We start from the raw sequence: 26,642 nt of genomic DNA on the forward strand, positions 1-26,642 counted from the left end.
GGGGGTAAAGGGCTGGTCAGGGGAGACGCCGTGGGGGATCTCGCCCACGCCGCCCGTCCCACCCCGTACCCGGGGGCGCTCCCCCAGACCCGGGTCGCGCTGCACGCGCTTGTCCTCAGGTGCCTTCAGAGAAGGCACCCCAGGACTGGCCGGGGGTGCGGGCCCGGCGCTGTAGGGGTACCGCCCGGGTTGTGGAGGCAACGCGGGCGAGAGGGTGCGAAGGAAAGTGTGGACGGCCCGGGCCCAGACGCCCTGCCGGACATACCAGTTTCGCCCTCCGTGTATTCGGGCAAGGACAGGGCAGCGTGGTCCCGGTCGAGCGAGTCGGCCAGGGGGAGGGGGACTCTGCGGTGGTGCCGGACCATGTGCGGACCGTGGACGGGCGGCGACTACGGGTCGAGATCTCAGGTGACCCCCACGGACACCCCGTGTTCCTCCTGCACGGCACACCCGGCAGCCGGGTCGGCCCCCGTCCGCGTGCGATGTTCCTGTACCAGCGCGGCGCCTGTCTCATCAGCTACGACCGCCCCGGATACGGCGGTTCGGACCGCAAAGCGGGGCGCCGCGTCGCCGATGTGGTGCAAGACGTCACCGTGGTCGCCGACGCCATGGGGATCGACCGGTTCGCCGTGGCCGGGCGTTCCGGCGGCGCACCGCACGCCCTCGCCTGCGCCGCCTTGTTACCGGACCGGGTGACCCGCGCCGCCGCGCTGGTCGGGCTCGCGCCGAGAGACGCGGAAGGGCTCGACTGGTTCGCGGGCATGGCGCCCTCCAACGTCAGCGAGTTCCAGACCGCGTTCACCGATCCGGAGCGGTTCGTGGCCCGGCTGATCCCACGCTCGGCGGCCATCCGGAGCGATCCGACGAAGCTGCTCGAAGACCTGCGCCTGGAACTCACCGATGACGACCGGATGATCGTCTCCGACAATGCCATCCGCTCGATGCTGCTGCGCAACTACCGTGAGGCGTTGCGCACTTCACCGTACGGCTGGATCGACGACGCCCTCGCGCTGACCGGCCCGTGGGGCTTCGACCCGGCGCAGATCGATGTGCCGGTGCTGTTGTGGCACGGGGGGAAGGATGTCTTCTCGCCCGCCTCGCACTCCTCCTGGCTCGCGGCCCGTATCCCAGGCGCCACAGCCGTCCTGGAACCGGCGGCGGCCCACTTCGCGGCCCTGCGCGCGCTGCCTGCCGCGCTCAACTGGCTACTCAGGGAATCCCCTACGCGCTGATTCGCATACCCGGAGGCCTGGTTCTCACACTGCCAGTGGTTCCAGGTCCCGGTACACACGCCGCCTTTCGCGCACGAACACCGTGATCCCATTCTCGTCGCCGAGTAACAGCCGAAGCTCTGTCAGCGCATCGCCGTGCCGCCGTGCCGCCTCGCTCTGGCGGCCCAACTCGCTCAGAGTGAGGGCCGAGTTGGCGACGACTGCCAGTGTCTCCGGATGGTGCGGGCCCAGCACCTTGCGCAGACTCATCATGGCGTTCTCCTCCAGGTCCCGGGCCTCGTCGAGGCGGCCCTGGTCGACCAGGACGTTGGCATAGTTGACGCCGCAGAACAAGGAGTGCGGGTGCTGCTCACCCAGCACCGTTCGCATGCGCCCCAACACTTGGCGGAACACTGCGGCAGCCTTCTCCGTGTCGTCGCAACCCCAGTGATAGATACCGAGGTTGTTCAGCGCGGCCTGGGTGTACGGGTGTTCTTCGCCCGGTACGTCCTTGTACTTGGACAGCGCCTCTTGGGCGACTTCGCGCGCTGCCTCCCGCTCGTTGGCCGCGAAGAGGTCGGCTGCCATGTTCAGGTCGCAGGCCAGCGAGTCCGGTGTCGGTTCCTGGTACTGGGCCTGGTACTGGGCACGGGTTGCCGTCGTCAGTCTGCGCGCGTCCTCGAGTTGGCCGTCCCGGCGCAGCGATACGGCCAGGGACTTGGCGCACCTGAGAGTGCCCGGGAAGTCCTTTCCCAGGATCAGTTTGTGCGCGTCGTAAGCCTGGGACAGCACCGCCACCGACTCCGCGTACTTCCCGACCTCACGCAGGTCGCGTCCCAGCCGTTCGGCTGAGGCCAGGGTGTAGGGGTGCTTGGGACCCAGCACCCGCATACGCCGGTCGAGTGTCTCCTGGTCGATGTCGCGGGCCTTGCTGTAGCGGCCCACCATGCGCAGCGCGAGGGCGAGGTTGTTGGCCGCGCTCAGAGTCCTGCGGTGGGACTCGTGGAAGATCTGGCTGAACCCCTCGTGCGCCTCCTGGGCGAGATTGACCGCCTCGCTGTAGTCGCCTAGGGCCGCGAGGTCGCTCGCGAGGCTGGAGGTGGTGACGTAGGTATGCGGGTGCGAGGCTCCGAGTACGCGGCGCTGGCGGGCCAGCAGACCCCTGTCGATGTCCCGTGCCTCGATGTAGCGCCCCTGCGAGCGCAGCACGTTGGCTAGCTGGCACTGCAGGTACAGGTACTGGACGTCGTCCTCGCCGAGCAGTGGTTTCCAGTGCTCCAGCAGGTCCTCGGCACGTTTCTGCGCGGTGGGGAAGTCGCCGCGTTTCCAGTAGTAGCGGACCCGGTCGATGAGCAGTCGGCGGGTCTCGGCCTCGGTGCAGTTGCTGGCGTCGGAGGCGGTGAGGTGCGGCCAGATGACCCCGAACCGGGGCCAGGTCGCGGGGTCGTCGATCGGCTCGTCACCGTCGGGACGGGCACCCGCGAGCACCATGTGCACAACGTGCCGGGCGTGCCGCTGCTCCTCCTCTGTCAACTGCGCACGGATCACGGCCTGGACCAGGCGGTGTACCTGGATGCTGTTGCTGACCTGGTCGACCTTGGCGAGCGCGAACCGCCCGATCTCCTGGACGACCCGGCCGAGCAGCAGCGGCTCCTGGAGCGCCGGGTCGTACGGCTTGAGAGCGTCGATCATCTCCTTGCTGTAGAGCAGGTCCGAGGAGATCGGCTCCGGAGCCAGGAACGCGCACAACTGCAGGAGCCGTACCGAGGCGGGAGAACGTTCCTTCAGCCGGGAGATGGACACGTTCCAGGTCGCTGCAACTGTCCTCGGGTAGTCGGCGGGCTGGTTGAGGTCCAGGACATCGGTGGTCTGCTCAGCCAGCTGCCGCAGATATGTCTTGACCGGCGTGGCCGTCTCGGCCAGCCAGGCCGCCGCCTGCTCGACGGCCAGCGGCAGGTCGCCCACCGCCAACGCCACTTGGTCGGCCGCCTCGGGGGTCAGCCCTCTGGCCCGTCGTGTGAGGTGTTCGACGCTCTCCTCGCGGAGGAAGACATCGACGAGTTGCGCCGAGCCCTGTTGTGCCCAGGCCTGGTTGCGAGAAGTGACGAGAATGTGCCCGCTGCCACCGGTCGGGAAGTACGGAGTCAGTGCGGCCGGGTCGTCGGCGTTGTCGAAGACCAGCAGCCAGCGGTTGGTCGGGGTGCCCCGGGACAGCATCTGGCGGGCTTCCTTGCTCGCCATGGTGATGTCCTCGCGCCCGGGTGCGCCGATGCGGGTGCCGAGTTCGGCGAGCGAGGCGACGACATCGTCCTCGTGCTCGGCCGACGTCCACCACACCAGGTCGTAGTCACCCATGAAGCGGTGTACGTACTCCAGTGCGACCTGGGTCTTGCCCACACCACCGAGCCCGAACAGGACCTGGGGCTGCGAGGGGCCCGCGGGGACACCCCCGCCGAGTTGGTCGCGGATCCGCTCCAGAATGACGTTGCGCCCGGTGAACGTGTTGTTGCGCTGCGGTGCGCTCAGATACGCCGGAATGTTGCCGGGGAAACGGGCCGCGTGCGGGCCGGCCTCCAGTGCCTGCCCCGGCAGGCCCAGGGCGCGCAGCAGCGCGGCGGCGCACTGCGCCTCGTCGAACCGGTGCAGGTCCACGGGGTTGTGGTCGAGGTAGGTCTCGGGCAGCCGCACCTCGTCGACCCGCAGCGGAACCGTGGTACCGGGCGGGGTGTCCGCGCTGCTGCCAGTGAGGGTGCGCCAGACTGTGTCGGCGTACCGGGACTTCTGGAACGCGGTTGACAGCAGAATCAGTGTGCGGGTGGCCGCGTCCGTGCGCTCGACGGGCCCGCCGGAGATGTCGTGCGGCACGACGTTGCAGCCGACCCGCTTGAGCAGCGACTCGACCCAGTCGGCCCACATCCGGTTCTCCGCCGAGTACGCCACGACCACATTGGCCGCGCTGGTCAGTGGGCGCCGCCTTAGGTACGCGTCGCGGCAGCGCAACCGCACCGGCTCGGGGATCGCCGGCAGCGAGGTGACGTCGTCGTCGGTGATGACCCGGGTGAGCCGTTCGAACGCGGACAGCAGTGACTTGGGGTCGCCCTTCGTGTCACCGAAGGTGGCGAGGGTCTCCTCGTACGCGTAGTAGGGGCGGTAGGGGATCTCGACGCTGCCCCAGTAGGCCGTCAGCTCGTCCGGGCCCAGTTTCTCGCCTTTGAGTCCCCTGGGCAGCCCCTGGAAGCGCAGCTGGGCCAGCGCCCGGCCGGCGTCGACCTTGTCCTTCTCGCCCTCGTCGATGCGCATCGGCACGGGCAGTACCCGGATGGGGTGAGGGAGGGAACCGTCCTCGACGCTGCGGGCCACCGCGGCACCGCCGTCCAGCGACTGGTCGCTCAGCGTGAAGCAGTCGACCAGGACATCCGGCATCTGCATGGTGCAGATGTCCGCGTTGTCGGACAGCCCAGTTCGGCTGTCGATCAGGACGTAGTCGTACGACTTCTTCATGTTGGCGCGCAGCGCCTTGAGGAAGGCGCCGCCGCCCAGCCGGTCGTAGAAGTTGTCCCATTCCAGGGAGGACACGGTCGCCGAGTAGGCGCGGTCCTGACGGCCCGCAGACAGGAAGTCGAGCGAACCGCCGTCCTTGAAACTCAGCCCGAACCGCTCCGGGGTGAGGGAGATGGCGTGCTGCTCGACGTTCGCGTAGTCGTCCTGCCAGTCGCCGGAGCGCTGCGGGCCGGTCGTCGCGGCCCACGCGAAGTCATGAATGATGTTGATGACTCCGGTGGTGGCCACCAGCGCGTTGGGCTCCAGGAACGGGTGGAAGAAGCGGTGCAAGCCCGGCGCCTCCAGGTCCCAGTCGACGGCCAGGACCCGCTTGCCGTTCGCGGCGAGGATCCACGCTGTGTTGGCCAGGGCCATCGTGCGCCCAGTACCGCCCTTGTACGAGTAGAAGGTGATGATGCGTCCGTTCTGCACGGCCGTCATGCTTCTCCTCCGTTATCGGGTCCCGCTTCCGGGTACCGCGGCTGGATGGGGCCCGTCAGACGGGGTCTGGGGATGTGCGGGCCCGGTGGCGGATGTGCCTCCGCGTGCTTGAGGAACTGCCGGGTCGTATGGGCCACGACGGCGGGCAGCACGTCGGTGAAGGCCTTGAGTGTGGGCACCCCGGTCACGGCGATCCGGCAGTCGGTGCGCCGGCCCCGGTCCAGGATCAGCGGAAGGGTGCGCTCCAGCTCCTCGGTGAGTTGCCGCCCCTCCGAACTGTGACACTGCAGGTCGAGACGGTTCCACGGGACGATCGCGCTCACCCAGGGTCGGGCATGGGAGTCGAAGGTCCTGAGCCGCCGACGCCGCTCCTGGTCGGTCAGCACCCATCGGTCGACCAGCAGGATGCCTGGTCTGCCCATTGCCTTGTCGTCTTTGTCACCATGATCGCCACTGTCGTCCGGGGAGCCGCCGACGGGCGGCGTCGGCGGCTCCCCGGTGTCCTCGTCGTCGAACGAGGAGACCGTTATCCGGTAGTCGAGGGAGCGGATGAGTTCCTCGGCAAGCGACGGCAGTGGACGCGTGGACTCGCCGTGGTACGGATTCCAGTCCTGGGCTTCCTCGCCGTACGGCCGGATGTCGCGGTGCTCGGGGACGCTGTCCCGGGTCGGCGCGGCCACGGTGAGGTGGATGTGTCTGGGGCCGGAGCCGCGCGGCTTGAAAGCGCTGGGTGTGTTCTCGTAGTTGCGGGGCCTACTCGGTGGCAGTGGCGACTCGTGGGCGACCCGCACGATCCGCTGCGCAAGCCCCAGCACGGTCTCCTCGTACTCGTCGTGCAGTCGGTTGAGTTTGATCAGGCCGTAGATCCCGTTAGTGGCGTAGCGGTCGCCGTAGGTCGCGTGGTCGAGGTGGATGTGCCGGACGGAGTCCGGTAGTTGGTCGTAGTCCACGCGGGTCCACATGGCGGGGACAATGGCGGACGTCGCCCCTGAGCCGGTGGCCTTGGCATGCAGAACACGTTCGTGGAAGGCGAACCACTCGCGCCCGCACATCTCGCTGGTGAAGTAGCGGGGCGAGAACAGCGGTACGAACACCCGACACCTGGCCAGGTTCTCGCTGAGCTTCTCCGGCCAGCCCTCTCCGGAGCGCATCTCCCGGTCCATGAACCCGGCCTGGGAGCCGGCGGGCAGATCCGTGAGCGCCATGATGTGGTTGCACAAGTCCCGGTACAGGACATGCACCCAGTGATCGGGGTCTCCGCCACCGGTCCCCCAGGGGGGTGTGTGGGCGTAGGAAAGGAAGAAATAGGGCTGGGTGTCCGGTATCCGGTCCCGACCCCGTTCGGTGTTGTCCACACGCCCCCCTGCCCGTCGGTGGACCCCGCCGCCGCGGCCACCTGACCGGAACCAACAATGTGCCCGACGGTTGGCTTGCCCGGGTTGCTTGTTTTACGTCATTCCGCGTCCCAATCCGGACATTTGATTGCAGGCATGGTCCACGGCGGCTCGCATCCTGAAGAACGTGACCGTTTTCCCGGCCCATTCCCCCTCTACCGTCAGTTCACGCGGTAGCCGTGCTCCGATCGCACCGAAGTCGCCGTCGTACAGGGCGACATCGTCGTACGAGATCCAGTTTCCCCTCTCGCCCACCACACACCGGTACGTACGCCGACGTGCGTGCGGCCTCGTCCGGTACTCGGCTAGATGGAACGCGCTGCACACCTCGAACCCGACGCGCAACAGGAGGACTTGGGCATCTGCGTCATACAGAGTGGCTGTGGGGGACTGCTCGCCGAGATGACAGTGCGGATCGTGCCCGCTGAGCAACTCCGCAGCCCTGGGGCCGATCCCGGCGAACGAGCTCTGCGGATGTGCGCTGCGCACGGCACCGGGAGTCGTACGCACACACTCGGCGAGCGCACCCATGGAGTGGCAGGGCGTGGCATCCGGGTCGAAGGGGGACATCGAGGCGCGGAAGTCGACTTTTTCTTGCTCGGTCATGTCCTCGGTGCGGACCTTGTGCGCATTCGAGGTGTCGGAGTTCTCGGGAGTGAAAGCAGGCACAATGAGCGTACCGGCCGGGCCCAGGGCGGCAAGGAGCGTGTTCCGGACCAGGAGAGGGCTCATGCCGGTGCCGCTGAGGGAGGCGTGGACGAGGAGGGGGGTGGTAGTGCGGCGGAGGCCCAGATCACGACACAGTCGGCGTAGCGGCTCGGCCTCAGTCATGGCTGTCCACACACACGGCCCACTCCGCCCGCAGCTCGGCAGCCAGCATCGCACCGGTCTCCGTGAGGTCCTGCTCGGGAAGCCTCGCCAACTCGTCCAGGGCACGGTTCGCCTGCTCCAGCGCGTGAACGCGGCCGTTGGCCCTGCTGTCCTCCTCATTTTCCCAGTACGCGGCGTCACCGAGTGCGAAGAAAGCCTCGTCGAGCAGCCGCCCGGCCCTGTTACCGGGTACGTTTAGGTCCGTCGTCTCCCGCAGCGCGGCGAGCCTGGCGTGTCTCCCGAGGCGTGGCAACTCACGTGCGAACTCCATCGGTTCGAAGTCGACGGCTACGCCGAGTGCGCCCAGTCCGTGGGATCCCAGGTGCAGGGATGCCCCGGCAGCGAGCGGGGTGATGGTAGTGGCGCGGAACGCGTTGATGCCGGTAAGCCATCCAGGCTTGCGTTCTTCCAGTAGTTCGTATGCGGTCCGTAGCCGCTCGCGGAACGAGATGAGCCCGTTGTGGTCCAGCGGGGGAGCAACAGCCACGGGGTACGCGTCACGGTAGGGGTCACTGTCGTCGATGAGCAGCGCCTCTCCACTGGGGAGCCACAGCTGCACCAACGGCCGCCATGCGTCGGGATTTTGCGCGAGTAGGTATTCGTTGCCCCCCGTCATGCGCAACAGCAGGCCGTCCACAGTCACCGTTGCTTCGACTCGGCCGGCCTCGGGAGCCGTCAACGTTCCCAGCGTCGGCAGGTGAACGTCGGGACGGGATTGTTCCCAGGCAAGGGTCAACGGCGCGCGCGCGTGCACGGCCACGGCGACGGCCACGGCTGCGAAGCGGGCGACCTCGTCGGCCCCAGGTCCGCCACGGCGAAGCGAAGTGCGTACGTAGGGGTGGGCCAGGACTCTGTTGAGGTGCCACGCGCTGTCCTCGTCGCTGTCCAGTCGGACCAGAGCCTGCCACACGGTGTCCCAGTCCGCGTTCCCGGTAAGGCGCTCGTTGGTCTGAGCGAGCAGGTCCCGGTCCAGCCTGAGCTGGGCGAAGCTCAGTTCACCTGGGTCGGTCACGGCGGCGGACAGTGAGCGTTCGGTGATCCGCTTGGCGGCGCCGCCGATGAACGCACGCAGGTCAGCGCAGAATACCGATGGATTGTCGAAGCCGTGACCGGTGCGGTACCGGTGTGCGTACAGGCCGCCGCCGCAGGATTCGACGACCGGGCATCGGCGGCAGGTCTCACTGACCCCGGCCAACCCGCGCTGGCGAGCGAGCACCCCCTCGTGTAGGGCGAATTCCTCGAAGCCGTTCCGCGACACGTCGTACCCCGTGGCAGCCGCCCCGTCGAACGCAGTCTTGAGCGAGTCCGCCTGCTCGAAACTGCCGTCCGTCTCCACCACCGCCAGGTCGGACGGGGCGAGCCCCATGGCCTCGGTCAGGCTGGGACCCCCACGCAGCGTGCTGAGCACGGAGTCGAACGTTCGGACAGGGACCTTGCGGCCTTGCAGCTCCCAGCGGTCGAAAACAGCGAGCAGCCAGTCGGCATAGGGAGTCGGTGAGTTGACACCACGTGACGGGGGAGGGTTGTCCCAGGTCGAGTGTGGCAGCAGATAGTCGATGCGGGGCGGCGACAAAGCGGTCAGTGCCTCGTGTACCGCGACAGGGTCGTTGGCCACGTCGACGGTGCACAGCAAGCCGCTGAAGAGGTGCTGGTATTCGGGTGTCTGGACGAGGCGGACGGCTCGGAGCACGCGCTCGTAACTACTCCGCCCTCTGCGGTCACGTCGGTGTCGGTCGTTGGCTGCCCTGTCACCGTCGAGTGAAATACTGACCTTCACTCCGAATTCCTTGAAAATCTCCAGGTGGCGATTGCTCAGTTGCACGCCGTTGGTGTGAATTCGAAGATCGAGCGTGGTGATTGGCGTGAGGGCGGCACTGATTTCCCCGCAAATCTTCCGTAGTCGATTGGGGCCCACCAGTAGGGGCTCACCGCCATGCAGAATAACTGAGAAGGATTCAAGGCCCTGAGACTTTACGTATTCGGTGATTCGGCGGGTGACTTGACTGAGTGTCTCCTCGGAGATCACGGTCGGCCGGGTTTTCCAGCTCTGGTCCGCATGCTCGTAGACGTAGCAGTGGTCACATGCCAGATCGCATCTGCTGTGGATCTTCAGGACGAGTTGCTGGAGTGGGAAGTCCGCGGAGTCAGTCACCTAGCACAGGCTACAGCTCGTGGCTACCCCTGACTGCCAATCGGATGTTCGACTCATCGCCGGAACGCGGCCATTGAGGATGCCCTCCCGTGCCCGGTGGTGTGCTTGGCGCAGCTGGGAAGCATTGGATCAGGGATATTCCGGGAGTGGCGGGCCGGTGAGGCGAAAGGCTGAAGAAGTCCCTCTCACCAGGGGTTATGGGAGGCAGGTCGTCTTCAGGAGATCTTGCGTACGGGCGGGGTCGCCTGCGAACTGCGGTTATAGTGAACCGACTCTGAGTGTGCGGGGCCTGGCTCCGGCTGGCGGCCGGAGCCAGGCCCCGCGCGTGGAGTTACCGAAGCGGGTCCGGCCGACTAGGAAACGGCCGGGCTCGCTTCATGTGAACCCTGCCTCGTCCGCACCGTACTTGGGTCGCCGTGCCCTCAGCGAGCCAGCGTCTCCACGCAACCTGCAACCGCTGTCACGGCTGCGAGAACTGCGATCTAGAGCCTTGCCCTGATCGGGTCGAAGCTCGGGCTGTTTTCTTCCTGCGGTTCCTGCTTTCGGCCGCTGCCTGGCTGTTGTTCAGGTTCTCGCCCCTCATTCCCTTCTCCTTCCTCGTTTATATGTCTCACCCTCCACTAATGATTCCCGGCGGGCCGGGACAACCTCGACTATTGCACAGGTCGAACTTCTCCTGGCCATTGTGCAAGACGAGGTGCTTATGGAGTGAAGGGGAATGGGGTGGCGTCAGTGTACCTGCGAACGCCACGAGTTCAGGGTCTGTCAGCAAGCGAGAAAAACCGCTTCGAAGCGGGCGCGGTGCACCTGCCGGACCATAACAGGTGCAGCCGCTTCTGAAAGGGGTAATTCTACAATGCGGAGTCGAAGGTGATCGGCTTCACGGAACGCCTGCCCGAGGTGTCTGTCAATCGGCCGGTGGACCTCATGGCAGTGCCTTCGCGGGTGTTGATCGCGGCCAGCGGAGTGAGCCGCCGGCGGGAGGTCCGGGTAGCGGCGGATCCGCGTTCCGTGGTCGTCGATGGGTTCATCTGTCTCTCGTTTCCTGTCGCAGGCACCAGTATGTCCCCGGGCCCATGGGGAGTTGCGGGGACAGTCTGGTTTTGACGCGGACGATACCGGAGGCCGACCCCGGGGATGGACCCTGCCTGTTCGACTTCATACTCTGGTGACGGAAAGTGGGCAATGATCGCGGGGGTGAGTCAATTGCGTGCCAGGACTCCGGGGCCCAGTGTCACGCTGAGTGACGGCGATCTTCCGCCGCTCTTCGTGGTAAGTGATCGGCGGGCGCTGAGCCGTCAGAGTGAGTCCTTCTACGCGGTGCGTACGCAATTGCTGCTTCTGCTAGCGGCGACGGCGATGGCGATGCTGGCGGAACGCTTCGACAGTCATATTCCAGCGGCATTGGCGGCAGTGCTTTACGCGTTCACGATAGCCATCGGCCTCCACACCGCCCGCCGCCGGGCCCGCGCCCAGTGGCGGGCGCACCGTGACGTGGCCGAGCTGCTCAAGTCGCTGGCCTGGCAGTACATGGTGCACGGGGGCCCGTTCCACTCCCGGGTTGCCGACCCCGACGGGCTGTTCGCGGAACGGCTGGAGGAGCGGCTGCGGGAACTCAGGCGGGTGGGGTGGGAGGACTCCCGCAACGGGACCCATACCCGTGGTGCCGGACAGATCACCCCGGTCATGCGGGCCGTGCGCGCCAAGCCCTTCGCCGCCCGCCGGGACATCTATCTCCGTGACCGGCTGCTGGAACAGTTCGTGTGGTACAAGAATCGCGCCGCACAGTCGCATCGCGCCTCCGTGCGCTGGTCCTCGGTCACCGCCGCCCTGACGCTGCTAGCCCTCTTGGCCGCCGTTCTCAGGGCCCTCGGTATGATCGGCAGTTGGGATCTCACCGGGCTGCTCAGTGCCGGCGCGGCGGCAGGGGTCGCCTGGCAGGAGGTGCGGCGGCACAGGCCGTTGACATACGCGCACTCCCACATCGAACAGGATCTGGAGACGCTACGCGTCACGATGTCCAGGACGGTGACGGAGGCAGTGTGGGCGGAGGCGGTTGCCGAGGCCGAACGGATCGTGTCGCCGCAGCACACCGACTGGCTGGTGCGGTTCGGAGGGTGAGGCTGAACACTCAACTGTCACTCAGGGAGCGCAAGTCCGTCGATGCAGCAACCTCCACGGCCCAGGTGGCGACAGGCGGGCGTCGGAAACGGAAGTGTGAACTCCCGCACGAGAGTGATGACCTGCGCAAGACCACCTGGTGAACCCTGCCGACAGCACCTGTCTGACCGGGGCGCTTCAGGTCAGATACGCAGCACCCCCGGCCGCCACAGCACCGTCACCGGTACGCCCCTGCGCCGGGCGTACGCCACCACGTCCCCGGTGCCTCCGAGCCCCCGCGCGGGCTGCCCGTCCCATACCGCGATCAGTCGGTCGGCGTGGTCGACGATCCAGCGGCCCGCCGCGAAATAGGCCTCCTCGTGCGTCGCCTCCTCGGGCAGATTCACCTGCGTACGGCAGGAGTTGAGGAGGCGTCGGTACGCGGCCCGGGTGTCGGCGTCGCCGAGGTGGGCCTCGTAGTCCATGCCGGGAATCACGGCCGTGACCGCGATGCCGCAGTCCAGGGCCATGTCGGCGAACAACTGGTCGGCCCCGGCCGCGAGGCTGCTCAGGGCCTCGATCTCCTCGTCTCCCTGGAACTGCCGGCGGATGCCCGTGCGGACGAACGGCAGCACGGCGCCTGGGATCGAACGGTGTCCGGTCACCCCGATGCGCGTGCGCACACGCGCCACGACGCGCATGCCCGTACCGGTGGCCATACCAGTGGCCGTGCCGGTGTCCGTGCCCGTCCGGATGTCCATGTTCATGCCGATGCCCATGCCGACGCGAGTCCCGTTACGGGTGTCGATGTCAGTCACTCGCTGTCCCTCCGCCGCCCACGGTCCGTGACCTCACTACAGGGTGCCGTCTCCCAGCGGTGCCTGCCAGATCGCCGTCGTACCCGGACCTCCGCCCGTTGTGCCGCCGCCGCTGCCGCCATCGTCGTAGACCGTCAGCCGTACGCCCGACCGGCCGTCCGGCAGGACCGCCGTCGCGTCGACGGTGATCTCGACGCGGGTGACAGCGGGGCGGCGTACGGCGGTGGCGAGGGCGCGGCGAAGGGCGGTGAGGAGCTGAGCTGCCACCGCGGACGGGACGCGGTGCTCGACGGGGCCGGTGAACCGGACGGAGGGGCGGCGGCCGAGTACCGCCACCGCACCGGCGGCTTCCCGGAGTACCTTGCCGCGCAAGGTGGTTGGTGCGTCCGCCGGGGGCTGCTGGAGGGCGAAGATGGTCGTACGGACCTCCTGGACCGTGGCCTGGAGTTCGTCGACGGCGTGCTCAAGGATCTCGCACACCGTGTCGTCGCCCGCGGCCCGGCGCTGGGTGGACTCCAGCATCATGCCGGTGGCGAACAGCCGTTGGACGACGAGATCGTGCAGGTCACGGGCGATCCGGTCGCGGTCCTCGTACACCGCCAGGCGGGCGCGACGCCGCCGGGCGTCGGCGAGGACGAGCGCGAGGGCGGCCTGCGAGGCGAACTGCGTCGCGAGAAGCCGTTCCACGTCGGTGTACGGGCGGTCACCGCGTCGGCGCGGCAGCGCGAGCGTGCCGATCAGCCGCCCCTCGGCCTGCAACGGCAGCAGCATGCTGGGCCCGAACCGGTGCCGTACCGGGGTCGTCATCCGTGGGTCCGTCGCCGAGTCGTCGACGAACACCGGTTCCCCGCCCAGGAGTTGGACGAGCACGGGACTTCCCGGGGCGATGGTGGTCCCGACGATGTCACCGGGGTCGTCCAGCGCGGAGGCGGTCACGATCTCCATACCGCCCGCGTCCGTCGGCTGCAGAATGACGCCCGCGGCGGCGTCGGCGAGGAGCCGGGCGCGGTGCGCGACGGTCATCAGCGCGTCGTCGTCGGCCCCGCCGGTGAGCAGCGCGGTGGTGACGGCGGCGGCACCCTCGATCCAGCGCTCGCGCTGCCGTGCCGCCTCGTACAGCCGGGCGTTGCCGATCGCGATGCCGGCCTGCGCCGCCAGCACCTGAAGCAACTCCCTTTCCTCGTCGCCGAATCGGGTACCGTCCAGTTTCTCGGCGAGATACAGCCGCCCGAACTCCACGTCATCGACGAGGATCGGTACGTCGATGACGGTGACGCCCTCCCGTTCGGCGCGCCCCAGATCGGCCCTGCGGATCTCCACGAGGCCGTCGTGTCCGGGGTCGGCCATCCCGAATCCCGCGTACCGGGCACCGGTCAGTTCGGCCGCGCCGTCCACGATGTGCTGGAGCGTGGTGCGCAGTTCGAGATCGGTACCGATGCCGAGCACGGCTTCGAGACGGGGCGGCAGTGAAGGGGGAGGCGGGGGTGGGGGAGGTGGCGGCGCGTCGCCTGGCATGCGAGGGGAGATGCTGCCGGCTCAGGTGGCCAGCGGATCCAGCACCATCGGCTCGATCTTGCCCTCCAGCATGTAGCCGAGGCCCTGCACCGCGCACACGTCCGGCCGTTCGGCGATGTGCACCGGCATGCCCGTGGCCTGCCGCAGCATCTGGTCGAACCCGGGGAGCAGCGCGCTGCCGCCGACCATCATGATGCCGCGGTCGGCGAGGTCGGCCACCAGATCGGGCGGGCAGTCCCGCAGCACCTTGCCGATCCCGTCGAGTACGGCCGTCAGCGGCGTCTGGATGGCGTCGCGCACGGCGGCGGTGTCGACCTGGACGGAGCGGGCGAGGCCGGTGGCGACGTCCCGTCCGTGGATCTCCGTGGACTCCGGCCCGTGAGCGGTGAGCCCGTTGCCGGAGAGGGCGAGCTGCAGCGGACGTACCGACTGGCTGGGCAGCATCAGTTCGTGCTGGTGCCGCAGGTGCTGCACGATCGCGTGGTCCACGGCCTCGCCGCCGACCGGGATCCGCTGGGCGGTCACGATCGAGCCGAGGGAGAGCACGGCGAGCTGGGTGGCGGCGGCGCCGCACACCATCACCATGGTCGCCTCGGGCCGTTCGACGGGCAGCCCGCACCCCACGGCGGCGGCGACGAGCGTGTCGACGAGCTCCACCCGCCGGGCGCCGAGCCCGACCAGTGTCTCGATGGTCGCGCGCTGCGCGAGCGGATCGGCGTCGTGCGGGGTGCAGGCGGCGGCCCGCAGGAAGGGCTTGCGGCGCAGGGTCCGCCGCACCTTGTCGCCGATCAGGTGCCGCAGCATGCGCTGCGCCATCTCGATGTCGACGACGGTTCCACCGGACACGGGCCGCACGACCCGGATGTAGTGGGGCGTACGTCCCGTCATCTTCTCGGCGAACTCCCCGACCGCGATCAGCGCGCCGGTCTTGGTGTTCACGGCGGCGACGGACGGCTGGTCGACGACGAGCCCGGCACCCTTGACGTAGACCCGGGTTCGCGCGGCCCCGAGGTCGACGGCGAAATGGCAGCGGCGCATCTGTTCCAGATTGACGGTCATGGCAGATCCTCCCGAGAGCGCAGACCGTACGGGCCACGCCGGTCGACGGGCCTCCACTGGCATCGTGCGGGGGGTGGGGGAGGGGGCGCCTGTTGTAGGGGGCCGGGCGGGGTGCCGCCGTATGGGTATTTTATCCTTTATGTCTGAATTATGACCAAGGTCCTGAAGGGGACGGTCAAAGGTCCCGGGAGGACTGTGGGACGTCCCGGGAGAGCTGCGGGTGGCCCACGATGCCCCGCACCACCCCCAGCTCCACCAGATCCTGCGGCCGGATCCGGAGCTGATCCGCCGTCGCCTCCACCTCGGCCTCCGGACGCTTGAGGATCGCCGCCGCGAGCTCCGGGGCGATGACGGAGAAGTAGCTGTCCGGCGTGGCCCACGTGTTGCCGGGGGCGGCGAGGGCCAGGGCGCCGCCCGAGCCGCCCTCGCCGATCAGCAGCGTGGTGACCGGTGTACGGGCTGCGGCGACGGCGACGAACAGGTCCGCGATCGCGGCGCCCGCACCCTGGCGCTCGGCGTCGGCGTCGTTGGCGGCACCCGGGGTGTCCACCAGGGTCAGCACGGGGATGCCCAGCCGGTCCGCGAGGCGGATCAGCCGGGCGGCGGTGCGATAGCCGGCGGGGCGGGTGGCCGTGCCGAGCTGCGCCGCGTACGCGACGGTCCGCCCGTCCCCCGCACGCTCGCCGAACCCGCACGCCATCCCGGTGTCGGTGCCCCCGCAGCGGTCACCGCTGATCCCGGCACGCCGGGCGAAGTACGCGTCCAAGTAGGCCTCGGCGCGCGGACGTTGCGCTGACCGGGCGTGCTGGACGGCGTCCCAGCCGGTGGTGGGGAGGGATGCGATTCCGAGTGGCGGGGGTGGCGGGGGTGGCGAGGGCGGCGACGCCGGCGAGGGGGGTGACGGTTGCGACAGTGGCGGCGGTGGCGGAACGGCCTCCGTCGACCAGCCCTCGTCGGCACCGGCGGCAGTGGCAGGACCGGCAGGACCGGCAGGGCTGGGGGCATCCGCTCTGCCGGCGGTACCGGCGGTACCGACCGCATCGGCGCTCAGCAGGCGCAGCCACAGGGCCAGTGTCTCGCGGAGTGCCTCCGGGTGTACGACCGCGTCGGCCGCGCCCGCCGCCACCTGCGCCTCCGCCGTGTACGCCGCAGGGTCCGCGTCGGCCGGCCGGACCCGGGAACCCGCGAAGCCCACCTGGGCGCCGGGCAGCGCCAGTACGACATCGGCGCCCGCGCCAAGGGTCGCCCAGCCGCCACCGGTCGTCGGATCCCGGAGGACCGCGATCTGCGGCAGGCCCGCCTCGCGCGTGAGCGCCGACTGCCTCGCCACCCGCTGGAGCTGGGTCAGTGCGAGCATGCCCTCCTGCATTCGGCTGCCACCCGTCGCGACGAGCGGGACGACGGGCAGGCGGTGGGCGCGTGCGTACTCGTACGCCGACTCCAGTCGGTCCCCGGTGCGTTCGCCGAGCGAGCCGCCGAGGAAGCCGAACTCGAAGACGATCAGTACGGCAGGGGTGCCGTCGATGTACGCGGTGCCGCAGACGACGGACTCCTCCTCGCCGGTACGGGCGGCGGCGCGGGCGCGCGCGGCATCGTAACCCTGCCAGGAGAGGGGGCCGTCGGGCTTCAACTCCCGCGTCGGGTAAGGAAGTTCACGGAAACTCTTGGGTGAGCCACTGCGGGAGCCGTCGTGTGAGCCGCCGTGGGAGTCGTCGACGAGCAGGGTGATGAGTTCGCGGGCGGAGTGGCGACCGGGGGTCTGCTTGGCCGGTGGGTCGGCCTGTCGGTCAGTGACCGGGTCGGCCACTGGGCCGGTCGGTGGTTCGGCCTCTCGGGCGGTGAGTGGCTGAGCCACTGGGCCAGCCGGTGGGTCGGCCTGTCGGTCACTGAGTGGCTCGGCCAGTGGGCCAGTGATTGGCTCGGCCACTGGGCCAGTCAGTGGGTCAGCCACTGGGCCAGTGAGTGGATTGGCCTCTCGGTCAGTCACTGGGCAGCGCCCGCTTCATGATCTTCCCCATGTCGTTGCGCGGGAGGGCGTCCAGGTAGCGCACGACGCGGGGGCGTTTGTGCGGGGCGAGACGGGCGGCGACGTGGTTCGCCAACTCGTCCGCGTCCGGCGGGGACTGTGGATCGGCGGGGACGATCCAGGCGACGATCCGCTCACCCAGGTCGGCGTCCGGCTCCCCGGTCACGGCTGCCTCGCGCACTCCCGCGTGTTCCAGCAGCGCGTTCTCGATCTCGCCCGCGCCGATCTTGTAGCCGCCGCTCTTGATCAGGTCGGTGGCCTTGCGGCCGACGATTCGGACGTAGCCGTCGGGATCGCGCACCGCCATGTCCCCGGTGCGGAACCAGCCGTCGGCGGTGAAGGCGGCGGCGGTCGCGTCGGGCCGGTTGAGGTATTCCGTGAACAGATTCGGCCCGCGCACCTGGATCTCGCCCACGGTTTCGCCGTCGTACGCCGTGATGGGCGTCCCGTCCTCCTCGACGAGCCGCAGCTCGACGCCCGGCAGCGGTACGCCGACCGTGCCCGCGCGGGGCTCCCCGTCCGCGCGGACGCTCGTGTTCATCAGGGTCTCGGTCATGCCGTAGCGCTCCACGACCCGTCGGCCGGTCGCGGCCGTGATCCGCTCGTGGTCGTGCACGGGCAGCGCGGCGGAACCGGAGACGAGCAGCCGGGCCCGGCCGAGCGCCTCGGCGAGTTCCGGGTCGCCGGGGAGCGCTTCCGCGATCCGGTGGTACATCGTCGGTACGCCGAACAGCATCGTCGCCCCGTCGTTCAGCTCGCGGGTCACGCCCTCCGTCCCGAACCGCCCGAGGTGCCGTACCGAGCCGCCGCGCCGCAGCGGCCCGAGGATGCCGAGAATCAGACCGTGCACATGAAAGAGCGGAAGCCCGTGCACCAGCACGTCCTCGGAGGTCCACTGCCAGGCGTCGGCGAGCGCGTCCAGGGTGGCGGCGACGGCCCGGCGCGGGATGACGGCACCCTTGGGCGGGCCGGTGGTGCCCGAGGTGTAGACGATGAGGGCGGGGGTTTCGGGGGCGGGGTCGCCCGCCGCCCCTGGTACTGCCCCGGAGAACGGACGTACATCGACATCGACATCGACATCGACGTCGATGCGATCCAACGAGCTGAAGGCGGGGGGGAGTTGGTCGCCGGGGGCGGCGAGTACGAGTGCCGGTGAGCTGTCCTTCAGGATGTGCCCCAGCTCGCTCTCGCCCGACTTCGGGTTGAGCGGCACCGCCGGGACCCCGGCCAGCAGCGCGGCGACGACACCGACGGCCGTCTCCAGCGTCGGTGTCGCCCAGACGGCGACCGGGCGGCCCGCACCGGAGATCCGGTCGGCGAGGGCTCCGGCCGAGGCGGCGAGCTCGGAGTACGTCAGCGAGCGGGCGCCGAAGCGCAGGGCGGGCCGCTCGTCCGGAGTGTCCGTCGGGGTGTCGGTCGGGTCGGCGGTCAGCCCGGGGAAGAGAGAGGACACGCGTCGTACTCCTTAACTCGTCACGTCTGTCGTACATGCGCGGTGGCGGCGCGGCGGCGGTACCGGCGGTCACGCCCAGCCCGGAACCACCAGCACCAGCCACACCACCGCGGGAACCACGGCCACCACGACTCCTCCGTACACCATCAGCTGCCGGAAGAAACGCTCACGGTCGACATCCGGTGCCGAGGCCAGCACCAGCGCCCCGTTCGTCGAGAACGGACTGACGTCCACCACCGTCGCCGACACCGCGAGCGCCGCCACCATCCCGACCGCCCCGATCTCTCCCTGCGCCAGGAACGGTACCGCCAGCGGAATCAGCGCCCCCATGATGCCGACGGAGGACGTGAACGCCGAGATCAGCGCGCCGATGTAGCAGAGGAGCACCGCGGCCAGCAGTGGCACACCGATGTCGCCGACACCCTCCCCGGCCCAGGTGATGGTGCCCATCTCCTGCAGCACGCCGACGTAGGTGAGGACGCCGCAGATCACCAGGACGGTCGTCCAGGCGATCTGCCCCACCGCCTTGCGGCTGTCCTCGGGCCAGCAGGCGGCGAGCAGGACGGCGACCGTGATGGAGGTGAGCCCGGCGTCGAGGTCGAAGGCGAGCACGGCGACGACGAGGACGACGAGCCCGGAGAGAGTGGCGATACGGGCGGGCGTGAGAAGAAGGGCTTCCGCTGTCTGCACGGAGACCCCGCCTTCGGTACGGACGGAGACGCCGCCGCCCCCATCGTCGGCGCGGTCCTTGCCTCCGACGCCGCCGCCGAAGCCGCCCTCACCGCTCCCGCTGGCTTCGCCGCCGGGGGTGTCCCCGGCGCTCGCGCGGCTCAGCTTCAGCCCGCCGAACAGCACGAACACCACCGCCGCGATGGCGAGGTTGACGAAGAGGGAGGCGAGGAAGAGGGTGATCTCGTTGCCGGGAAGCTTCTCCTTCTCGACGATCCCGTTGACGATCGACCCGTAGATGCTGATGGGCGAGAAGCCGCCGCCCTGGGCCCCGTGCACCACCATCGCGCCCATCAGCAAGGGGCTGATGCCGTACTGGGCGGCGAAACTCAGCGCGATCGGCGCCACGATGGCGACGGCCGCCGGACTGACCGCGCCGATCGCGGTGAGCGCCCCCGTCAGTACGAACATCACCCACGGAATGAGCACGACCCGCCCGCGCACCAGGCGGACCGAGGCGTGCACGAGCCAGTCGGTGGTGCCGTTGGCCCGGGCGATCGCGAACAGATAGGTCACTCCGACCAGTACGACGAAGAGCGAGCCGGGGAACCCGGCGAAGATCGTGTCGGTGTCGAGGTCGGCCACGAGCTCGCCCACCCCGAAGGCGGCGGCGAACGCGAGCGCGCCCATGTTGATGGAACGGGTCGTGGCGATCACGAACACCACGACCAGCACGAGGATCGAAATCAGTTCGGCGGACATATGGGCTTCCCGTCCTTGGGTCCCTTGTCGACGAGGGGGTGATGAGGGGGTGTGGGGATGTGGGGGATGAGTGCGATGAGTGCGATGAGGGGGGGTGAATGGGTTGAGGGGGTTGAGGGGCGATGTGGGGGGCTGGCTGGGTGGTCCAGCCACAAGTGGCTGAGTGGCTAAGTGGCTGAACCACATTGGGTGTTGGTCTCGGCCAGCGTCAAGGGACACGACACAAATTGGCTCAGCCACTCAGCCACTCAGCCACTCGACCACTCGACCACTCGACCACTGAGCCACAAGACCACTGAGCCACTCGTCCACAGGGCCTCCGAACCGGCGGCTACCCAGTGTTACGCTGCGGCCGACGTGAGGGGGAATGGGCATGGCTGACGCATTGCGCCCGGTGGAGGCCAAGACGCGCCTGTACGAGCAGGTGCTCGACCGGCTGCGCAACTACGTCGTCGAGGGGGGTCTCGGGGCCGGTGACCGGCTTCCCCCCGAACGGGATCTGGCCGCCCGGCTGGGCGTCAGCCGGGCCTCCGTGAAACAGGCCATCGTCGTGCTGGAGGTTCAGGGCCTGGTCGAGGCTCGGCACGGAGGTGGTACGTACCTCGTGCGTGACAGCCTTGAGGTCGAACCGGTGGAGCAGCTCGTCGAGCGTCGGCGTCGGCTGCCCGACGTACTCGACGCCCGCGAGGCGCTGGAGACCAAGCTCGCCGAACTGGCCGCCGAGCGCCGCACGCAGGAGGACATCGACGAACTGCGTGCCGCGCTAGGCGTCATGGGGGCGGAGATCGACGAGGGCGCGGACGGTGTGGAGGGGGACCGTCTCTTCCACGCCGCCGTCACTGCCGCCGCGCACAGCGGGATCCTCGCCGAGTTCATGCGGTCGATCGCCGACCAGATCACCGAGAGCCGCCACGAGTCCCTCCGTCAACCGGGCCGTCCCGTACGCTCCCTGGCCCAGCACATGGCCATCTTCGACGCGATCGAGGCCGGACGGCCAAGGCAGGCCGCTGCCGCGATGCGACGGCATGTGCGGACGGTGGCGAAGGTCCGCTTGCTGGACTGGGATCCGGAGGACGACGGTTCGTCGTCGGACTGAGTCAATTCCCCTCTGATGCAAGCCGGTTGGAGGTCGCTAGCAGGGCTGTGCCGACATCGCGCTGGCCCGGCTGGATGCCGTCATGCCGGACCTGAACCGTGTCCTGGGACCGCAGCACCCCGAGAGCCTGTCGGCCCGGCTTCTGCGATTGCAGCTACAGGGAGAGACGGGCCAACTGCCCCATCGCGTCGAGGCGATGGAGGGGCTGATCGGCGAGATCGACCCGATCCTCGGTCCGGGCCACCAGGACACGCTGGCCGCCCGGTCCTGCGTGGCCGAGTGGCTCAAGGAGGACGGTGAGACCGACAAGGCCGAAGGCGCCTACCAGCACGTCGTCACCATGGGTACGGAACACCTTGGCCCCGACCACCACATCACGCTGATGGCTCGCAGTTCGCTGACGATCCTGCACTACTACGGCACCGGTGGTGAGGGAAGGAGCGCGGCCGTGGACGCCATGACCGGCGTCGTCGAGGGGATGGAACGCGCCGTCGGCCCGAACCACCCGATCACCGCCTCCACCCGCCGCCTCCTCACCCAGTGGGAGAACGCTCGGCCCGACCCCACCAGCACCTGACAGTCCCGCTTCCGACGTCCCGCTTCCAGCGGCAGGACCGGCCCGGACCGGTTGTCCGTGATCCTCCGGTCGCGGATGATCTCGACGCCGGGGCCGTCGGCGGCGCGGCTGCCGAGCCCTCGCGGCCTACTGCACCCGCATCCGGCTTCCGCCCCCGCGCACCACATCCGCCACCACGCAACTCACGTTGTCCGGACCCCCGTTGGCGTTCGCCGCCGCCACGAGCGCCGCTGTTGTCGCGTCCGGGGCGGGGATCGTCGTGAGGAGAGCCCGGATGGTGTGCTCCGGTACGGCCCTGGTCAGGCCGTCGGAGCAGAGGAGGTAGCGGTCGCCGGCCTGGGCGTCGTGCAGGCGGAGGTCGGGGGAGGCGGGGGCGGGAGCTTTTGTCAACGCCTTGAGGAGCAGGGTGCGTTGGGGGTGGGTCGACGCCTCCTCGGGGGTCAGCCGGCCCTCGTCGAGCATCGACTGGACGAGCGTGTGGTCGTGGGTGATCAGGAAGAGTTCGCCGTCGCGCAGGAGGTACGCGCGGCTGTCTCCGATGTGTACGAGGGCGAGGCGCGAGCCCGTCCACACCATCGCGGTGAGGGTGGTGCCGACATCGTCCGTCACCTCGTCACCCGTCTTCTCGTGCCTGGTTCCGGCGATGTCCCGGACGGCCTGGGTGGCGCCCTGGACGGCGTCCTCCAGGAGGTTCAGGACGCTGCCGGCGGTGAGTGGCTCGGAGTCCAGGAACTTCAGGGCCTCGACGGCGGCAGCACTGGCCGGGGCCCCTCCGGGGCCGAAGCCGTCGGCGACAGCCAGGACGCGTGAACCGGCGTATGCCGTGTCCTGGTTGGCCGCGCGGACCAGACCGATGTCGGTGCGGGCGGCGTAGCGGAGTTCGAGCGGATTGGTGCCTGTCATGGGATGGGTGTCCTTCCTCGGCGGTGTCGAGAGGTGATCGACGAGGAACGTGGCGAGATCACGCCGGGTGGCCGTCTCCGCCTCGACCCGCGCCCAGAAGGCGCGGATCTCCCGGGCGGCGGCCGGCGGCTCCAGGGCCCTGACCTGCCGGATATGGGCCAGCGGCATCCCCAGACGGCGCAGCCAGGCGACCAGGCGGGCCTGCTCCAGCTGCTCGACCGCGTAGTAGCGGTATCCGGTGTCGGGGTCGACGCGGGCGGGGCGGAGCAGGTCCAGTTCGTCGTAGAGGCGAAGCGCCTTCGGTGACAGCCGGCACGCCCTGGCGAACGCCCCGATGGTCAGCATCTCCGGCTCCGTCTCCATATCCGGAATCAGCTCCATCTCTGTCTCCGTCTCCGTTTCCGTCGTCGGCTTCGTCATGGAGCACCCCGGTTCCTGGATTCCTGGATCCCTGTGTTCCTGATCCCGGTTTTCCGCCGGGTTCCTCGTTCCGTCACCGATGCTGCGGCTTCCCCGAAGGTGAAGGTCAAGAGCACTTGTTACCCTTCATCCGTTCCACTATCAGTGGTGAACCAGCAGTACACGCCTTACCGAGGGAGTCCCCGTGGTCCGCATCGCGATCGTCACCTACGACCCCCGGCCGGAGACCAGCAAGGACCGCGATTTTCCGCTCCTGGTAAAGGAGTTGGTGGCTGCCGGAGCCGACGCGACCGCCGTCCACTGGGACGACCCCGATGTCGACTGGGCCTCCTTCGATCTCGCCGTCGTCCGGTCCACCTGGGACTACACCTGGCGTGCCGAGGAGTTCGCGGGCTGGCTGGAGCGGTGCGGGAAGGTCACGCGGGTCGCGAATCCGGTCGGTGTCCTGCGCTGGAACATGGACAAGCGGTACCTCGGCGAGCTGGCCGCGGCCGGTGTCCCCACGGTCCCCACCGTCTATCTGGCCCCCGGTGACGCCCCCGACCTCCCCGACGACCGCGAGTACGTCGTCAAGCCCACTTCCGGCGCCGGCGCACGTTACGCAGCCCGCTACACGCCCGAGGACCGGGAGACGGCCGTACGGCATCTCGCGCGTATGCACGCGGAGGGGTTCACCGCGATGGTGCAGCCGTACGTCGGGAGCATCGACGTCACCGGGGAGCGCGCCCTGCAGTTCTTCGGCGGGCGTTTTCTGCACGCCAGCCGCAAGGGCGCCGTGCTGGCTCCCGGTACCGCGTACGACGACGACAAGGTCGCCCATCCCGACCTTGAGGTCTGGTCCCCGACCCCGGCCGAACTCGCCGTCGCGGAAGAGGCGTTGGCGGCCGTGCCGGACAACTCCGGTCTGCTGTACGCCCGCGTCGACCTGGTCCTCGGTGATGACGGTGAACCCCGTGTGATGGAAGTGGAGTTGATCGAGCCGAACCTGTTCCTCGGTCTGCATCCGGACTCGGTGCCGGTGGTCGTGCAGGCCATCCTGCGGGCAGCCGTCGGCCGCTAGGGACTGTCGGAACCGGTGGTCCTCTTGGAACGACCACGACCACGACCACGACCGGGGTCATCGGGGGCTGTCGGGGCGGTCAGTCCCTGGCCGTCGTTCGCTGGAGCAGTCCCCAGGTGAACTCCGCCGCGTACTCGCGCCGTACCCCCGTGCCGTCCGGCGCCGTGAACGCCAGGCCCCAGCGGGTGGGGGCCGTGCCCTCCAGGGGGCGCGCGGGGGCGAAGGCGCGGGCGACCTCGTCGACCGTGCAGGACCAGGGGCGCAGGTCGTCCGGCGTGCGGAGCTCGGGTGCGAGGGTGCCCGGGGCCCGTACCAGCCACTCGTTCCAGGCCACGCCGTTCGGGGCCACGAGCACCTCGAAGCGCAGGTCGGGCCAGAGGGGGACCGGCCACAGCCAGGCCTCGCACTCCAGGTCGCCGATCCTGCGGGGCGTCACCGACTCCGGGGTGCCGAGGACCGACCGGTACCGGGAGGCGGCGCCGCGGGCGCGCGGCGAGCGGAGCATCGCCTGCCAGCGCTTGTTGGCCTCGCGCATGTCCGCGATCGACACGCCCAGCTCGTGCCGGGCGTCCTCCACCAGGTCCGGGTTGTGGTCGGCCATGCGGCGCAGCAGCACCAGCTGGAAGTCGATAACCGTGAACATGCGAACCATCGTCTCGTACCTGCCGGGAGACGTGGACGGATACGGACGGACGGTCACGGACGGCAACGAAGCCGTCGCACGCCCATTGCCCGCCCGGGTCCTTGTGGCTAGCCTGTCCTCTGTTCGTCATGCCGATCGTCTGTTGAAATCTCGAACGTCGTTGAAAAGCGTCGAGACCACCGACACCTTGGACACAAGAGAGGGGGCCGTCATGGGACGCCTCGTACCTGCCGTGACCCGGGCTCTCGACATTCTTGAGCTCTTCCTGGACGGAGACGGCACGCTCTCCGCCCCGGACATAGTGCGCCGACTCCAGCTGCCGCGCACCACCGTGCACGAACTGGTGACGACGCTCGCCGCCCGTTCGTACATCGTGCAGGTCCCCGGCCAGCCGGGACGCTACCGCCTGGGCGTGCGCCCGTACCAGCTCGGCAGCCGTTACGCCGAGCAGCTGGACCTGGCCGCGGAGGGCCTGCAGGTGGCCCGTTCCGTCGCCGAGACGTGCGACGAGACGGTGCATGTCGCCATCCTCGAAGGCACGGACGTCATCTACATCGCGAAGATGGACTCCACCCACGCGGTACGGATGGTGTCGGCGGCCGGCCGCCGACTGCCCGCCCACTGCACCTCCGTGGGGAAGATGCTGCTGGCCTCCCTGCCCGACCACGAGCTCACCGCACGGGTCCCCGACAACGTCCCCCTGCCCGCGATGACGCCGAACAGCATCACCGACCCTGCGGCCCTGCGCGAGGCCCTCGCGGAGATCCGCCGCCGGGGCGTCGCGGTGGAGAACCGTGAGTCGAACCCGGACGTCAGCTGTGTGGCGGCACCGGTGTACGACCGCACGGGCCGGGTGGTCGCCGCGCTGTCGATCTCCGTCCCGATGATCCGCTGGAGCGAGGACCGCCGTTCGGAGCTGGAGCAGCTCGCCGTCAAGGGCGCCGCCGAACTCTCCGAGCGCCTCGGTCACCGGAGCGTGGCATGACGACGTACGAGCCCCAGCTCGAAGTGGCGGTCCAGGCACAGGCGACCCTCGGCGAGGGCCCGACCTGGGACGCGGCGAGGTCCCGGCTGATCTGGATCGACATCCTCGGCTCCCGGGTCAACACCTACGACCCGTCGACCGGCCGTCGTACGGTCATGGCGACCGAACAGCACGTGGGCGCCGCCAAGCCACGCACGGCCGGCGGCCTGGTGCTGAACCTGCGCGACGGAGTCGCCCTCTATGAGGACGACGTCGACGGCGAGGGCGCCGGCCCCGCTGCCGGCTTCCGCTGGCTGCACCACGACCCGACCCCCGGCCGCCGGGCGAACGACGCGGCGGTGGCCCCCGACGGCTCCCTGTGGGCCGGCACGATGCGCTACGACGAGGCGCCGGGCGGCGGCACGCTGTCCCGGCTGACGGGCGACGGCTCGGTGACGACCGTCCTGGACGACGTGGCGGTGAGCAACGGCACGGGCTGGAGCCCGGACGGCCGCCTGATGTACTACATCGACTCCCCGACCCGCCGCGTCGACGTCTTCGACGTGTCGGCCGACGGGCGGAGTGTCACCAACCGCCGCCAACTGGCGCTGATCGAGGAGGGCGCGGGCTTCCCCGACGGCCTGACGGTCGACGCGGACGGTTGCGTCTGGGTGGCCCTGTGGGACGGCGGAGCGGTCCGCCGCTACACCCCTTCCGGCACCCTGGACCGTACGATCGCCCTCCCCACGGTCCGCCCCACGGCCTGTGCCTTCGGCGGCCCGAACCTCACGGACCTGTACATCACCACGGCCCGTGTCGGCCTGTCCGCCCCCCACCCGATGTCGGGCTCGCTCCTGGTCGTACCGGAAGCGGGCAAGGGAGTCGCCCAGCCGGCATTCGCGGGCTGACAGGACGACGACCGCACGGCGGTTACGACGGCCACGGCCGGGCCGCGCCAACGGCCGGGCA

19 protein-coding genes are annotated in these 26,642 nt (G+C 69.3%); 7 read left to right on the top strand and 12 right to left on the bottom strand.

From position 1 onward, the window contains the following. The first annotated feature begins 353 nt into the window (after positions 1-353). Positions 354-1,232: an alpha/beta fold hydrolase gene (locus OG595_RS30050; RefSeq protein ID WP_329277381.1), complete on the top strand. Its 879-nt coding sequence runs from the start codon at positions 354-356 to the stop codon at positions 1,230-1,232. A gap of 24 nt (positions 1,233-1,256) precedes the next feature. Here OG595_RS30050 and fxsT read toward each other — a convergent pair whose 3' ends face one another. From fxsT to fxsBH, 4 genes are all read right to left on the bottom strand, one after another. Then, positions 1,257-5,192: an FxSxx-COOH system tetratricopeptide repeat protein gene (gene fxsT / locus OG595_RS30055; RefSeq protein WP_329277383.1), complete on the bottom strand. Its 3,936-nt coding sequence runs from the start codon at positions 5,190-5,192 to the stop codon at positions 1,257-1,259. Continuing rightward, complete coding sequence (locus OG595_RS30060; protein ID WP_329277385.1) at positions 5,189-6,547, bottom strand: TIR-like protein FxsC; 1,359 nt, start codon at positions 6,545-6,547, stop codon at positions 5,189-5,191. Before OG595_RS30060 ends, fxsT begins: the two co-directional genes overlap by 4 nt. Before the next feature lie 93 nt (positions 6,548-6,640). Continuing rightward, on the bottom strand, positions 6,641-7,417 hold the full coding sequence (locus tag OG595_RS30065) for an AAC(3) family N-acetyltransferase (protein WP_329277387.1): 777 nt from the start codon (positions 7,415-7,417) through the stop codon (positions 6,641-6,643). Next, positions 7,410-9,608: a radical SAM/SPASM protein FxsBH, inactivated beta-hydroxylase extension form gene (gene fxsBH / locus OG595_RS30070; RefSeq protein ID WP_329277390.1), complete on the bottom strand. Its 2,199-nt coding sequence runs from the start codon at positions 9,606-9,608 to the stop codon at positions 7,410-7,412. Before fxsBH ends, OG595_RS30065 begins: the two co-directional genes overlap by 8 nt. A gap of 1,185 nt (positions 9,609-10,793) precedes the next feature. Between fxsBH and OG595_RS30075 the strand changes: the two genes are divergently transcribed. After that, positions 10,794-11,729, top strand: a complete 936-nt coding sequence (locus OG595_RS30075; protein ID WP_329277391.1) for a DUF4231 domain-containing protein — start codon at positions 10,794-10,796, stop codon at positions 11,727-11,729. A gap of 182 nt (positions 11,730-11,911) precedes the next feature. Here OG595_RS30075 and OG595_RS30080 read toward each other — a convergent pair whose 3' ends face one another. From OG595_RS30080 to OG595_RS30105, 6 genes are all read right to left on the bottom strand, one after another. Continuing rightward, a complete protein-coding gene (locus OG595_RS30080; protein ID WP_329283325.1) occupies positions 11,912-12,409 on the bottom strand; it encodes a hypothetical protein in 498 nt (165 codons plus the stop codon). Positions 12,410-12,562: 153 nt separating this feature from the next. After that, positions 12,563-14,041, bottom strand: coding sequence for a GAF domain-containing protein (locus OG595_RS30085; protein WP_329277392.1), 1,479 nt, complete (start codon positions 14,039-14,041; stop codon positions 12,563-12,565). Positions 14,042-14,062: 21 nt separating this feature from the next. Next, positions 14,063-15,100, bottom strand: a complete 1,038-nt coding sequence (locus tag OG595_RS30090; RefSeq protein ID WP_329277394.1) for a rod shape-determining protein — start codon at positions 15,098-15,100, stop codon at positions 14,063-14,065. A gap of 175 nt (positions 15,101-15,275) precedes the next feature. Beyond that, positions 15,276-16,907, bottom strand: a complete 1,632-nt coding sequence (locus OG595_RS30095; RefSeq protein ID WP_443073370.1) for a carboxyl transferase domain-containing protein — start codon at positions 16,905-16,907, stop codon at positions 15,276-15,278. 172 nt (positions 16,908-17,079) lie between these two features. Next, positions 17,080-18,579, bottom strand: coding sequence for an acyl-CoA synthetase (locus tag OG595_RS30100; RefSeq protein ID WP_329277396.1), 1,500 nt, complete (start codon positions 18,577-18,579; stop codon positions 17,080-17,082). 69 nt (positions 18,580-18,648) lie between these two features. Beyond that, the gene (locus OG595_RS30105) at positions 18,649-20,010 is read right to left on the bottom strand and encodes an SLC13 family permease (protein ID WP_329277397.1); all 1,362 of its coding nucleotides are present in this window, start codon (positions 20,008-20,010) and stop codon (positions 18,649-18,651) included. Between the two features lie 373 nt (positions 20,011-20,383). Here OG595_RS30105 and OG595_RS30110 point away from each other — a divergent pair, with 373 nt between their 5' ends. Continuing rightward, complete coding sequence (locus OG595_RS30110) at positions 20,384-21,106, top strand: FadR/GntR family transcriptional regulator (protein WP_329277399.1); 723 nt, start codon at positions 20,384-20,386, stop codon at positions 21,104-21,106. Positions 21,107-21,188: 82 nt separating this feature from the next. Next, on the top strand, positions 21,189-21,683 hold the full coding sequence (locus OG595_RS30115; RefSeq protein WP_329277401.1) for a tetratricopeptide repeat protein: 495 nt from the start codon (positions 21,189-21,191) through the stop codon (positions 21,681-21,683). A gap of 126 nt (positions 21,684-21,809) precedes the next feature. Here the strand turns inward: OG595_RS30115 and OG595_RS30120 are convergent, their stop codons facing one another. Beyond that, complete coding sequence (locus OG595_RS30120; RefSeq protein WP_329283330.1) at positions 21,810-22,931, bottom strand: MerR family transcriptional regulator; 1,122 nt, start codon at positions 22,929-22,931, stop codon at positions 21,810-21,812. 259 nt (positions 22,932-23,190) lie between these two features. Here OG595_RS30120 and OG595_RS30125 point away from each other — a divergent pair, with 259 nt between their 5' ends. Next, the gene (locus tag OG595_RS30125) at positions 23,191-24,066 is read left to right on the top strand and encodes an ATP-grasp domain-containing protein (RefSeq protein WP_329277402.1); all 876 of its coding nucleotides are present in this window, start codon (positions 23,191-23,193) and stop codon (positions 24,064-24,066) included. Positions 24,067-24,145: 79 nt separating this feature from the next. On the opposite strand, the gene OG595_RS30130 is transcribed toward OG595_RS30125, so the two are convergent. Then, the gene (locus OG595_RS30130; protein WP_329277404.1) at positions 24,146-24,718 is read right to left on the bottom strand and encodes a hypothetical protein; all 573 of its coding nucleotides are present in this window, start codon (positions 24,716-24,718) and stop codon (positions 24,146-24,148) included. A 202-nt stretch (positions 24,719-24,920) separates the two neighbouring features. Here OG595_RS30130 and OG595_RS30135 point away from each other — a divergent pair, with 202 nt between their 5' ends. Both OG595_RS30135 and OG595_RS30140 read left to right on the top strand, forming a co-directional pair. Then, positions 24,921-25,694 carry an IclR family transcriptional regulator gene (locus OG595_RS30135; protein ID WP_329277406.1) on the top strand — a complete coding sequence of 258 codons (774 nt, stop codon included), beginning with the start codon at positions 24,921-24,923 and terminating at the stop codon, positions 25,692-25,694. Beyond that, positions 25,691-26,581 carry an SMP-30/gluconolactonase/LRE family protein gene (locus OG595_RS30140; protein WP_329277408.1) on the top strand — a complete coding sequence of 297 codons (891 nt, stop codon included), beginning with the start codon at positions 25,691-25,693 and terminating at the stop codon, positions 26,579-26,581. Before OG595_RS30135 ends, OG595_RS30140 begins: the two co-directional genes overlap by 4 nt. The last annotated feature ends 61 nt before the right edge of the window (positions 26,582-26,642 follow it).

Origin of the sequence: Streptomyces sp. NBC_01451 (assembly GCF_036227485.1) — a bacterium.
Lineage (GTDB): Bacteria > Actinomycetota > Actinomycetes > Streptomycetales > Streptomycetaceae > Streptomyces.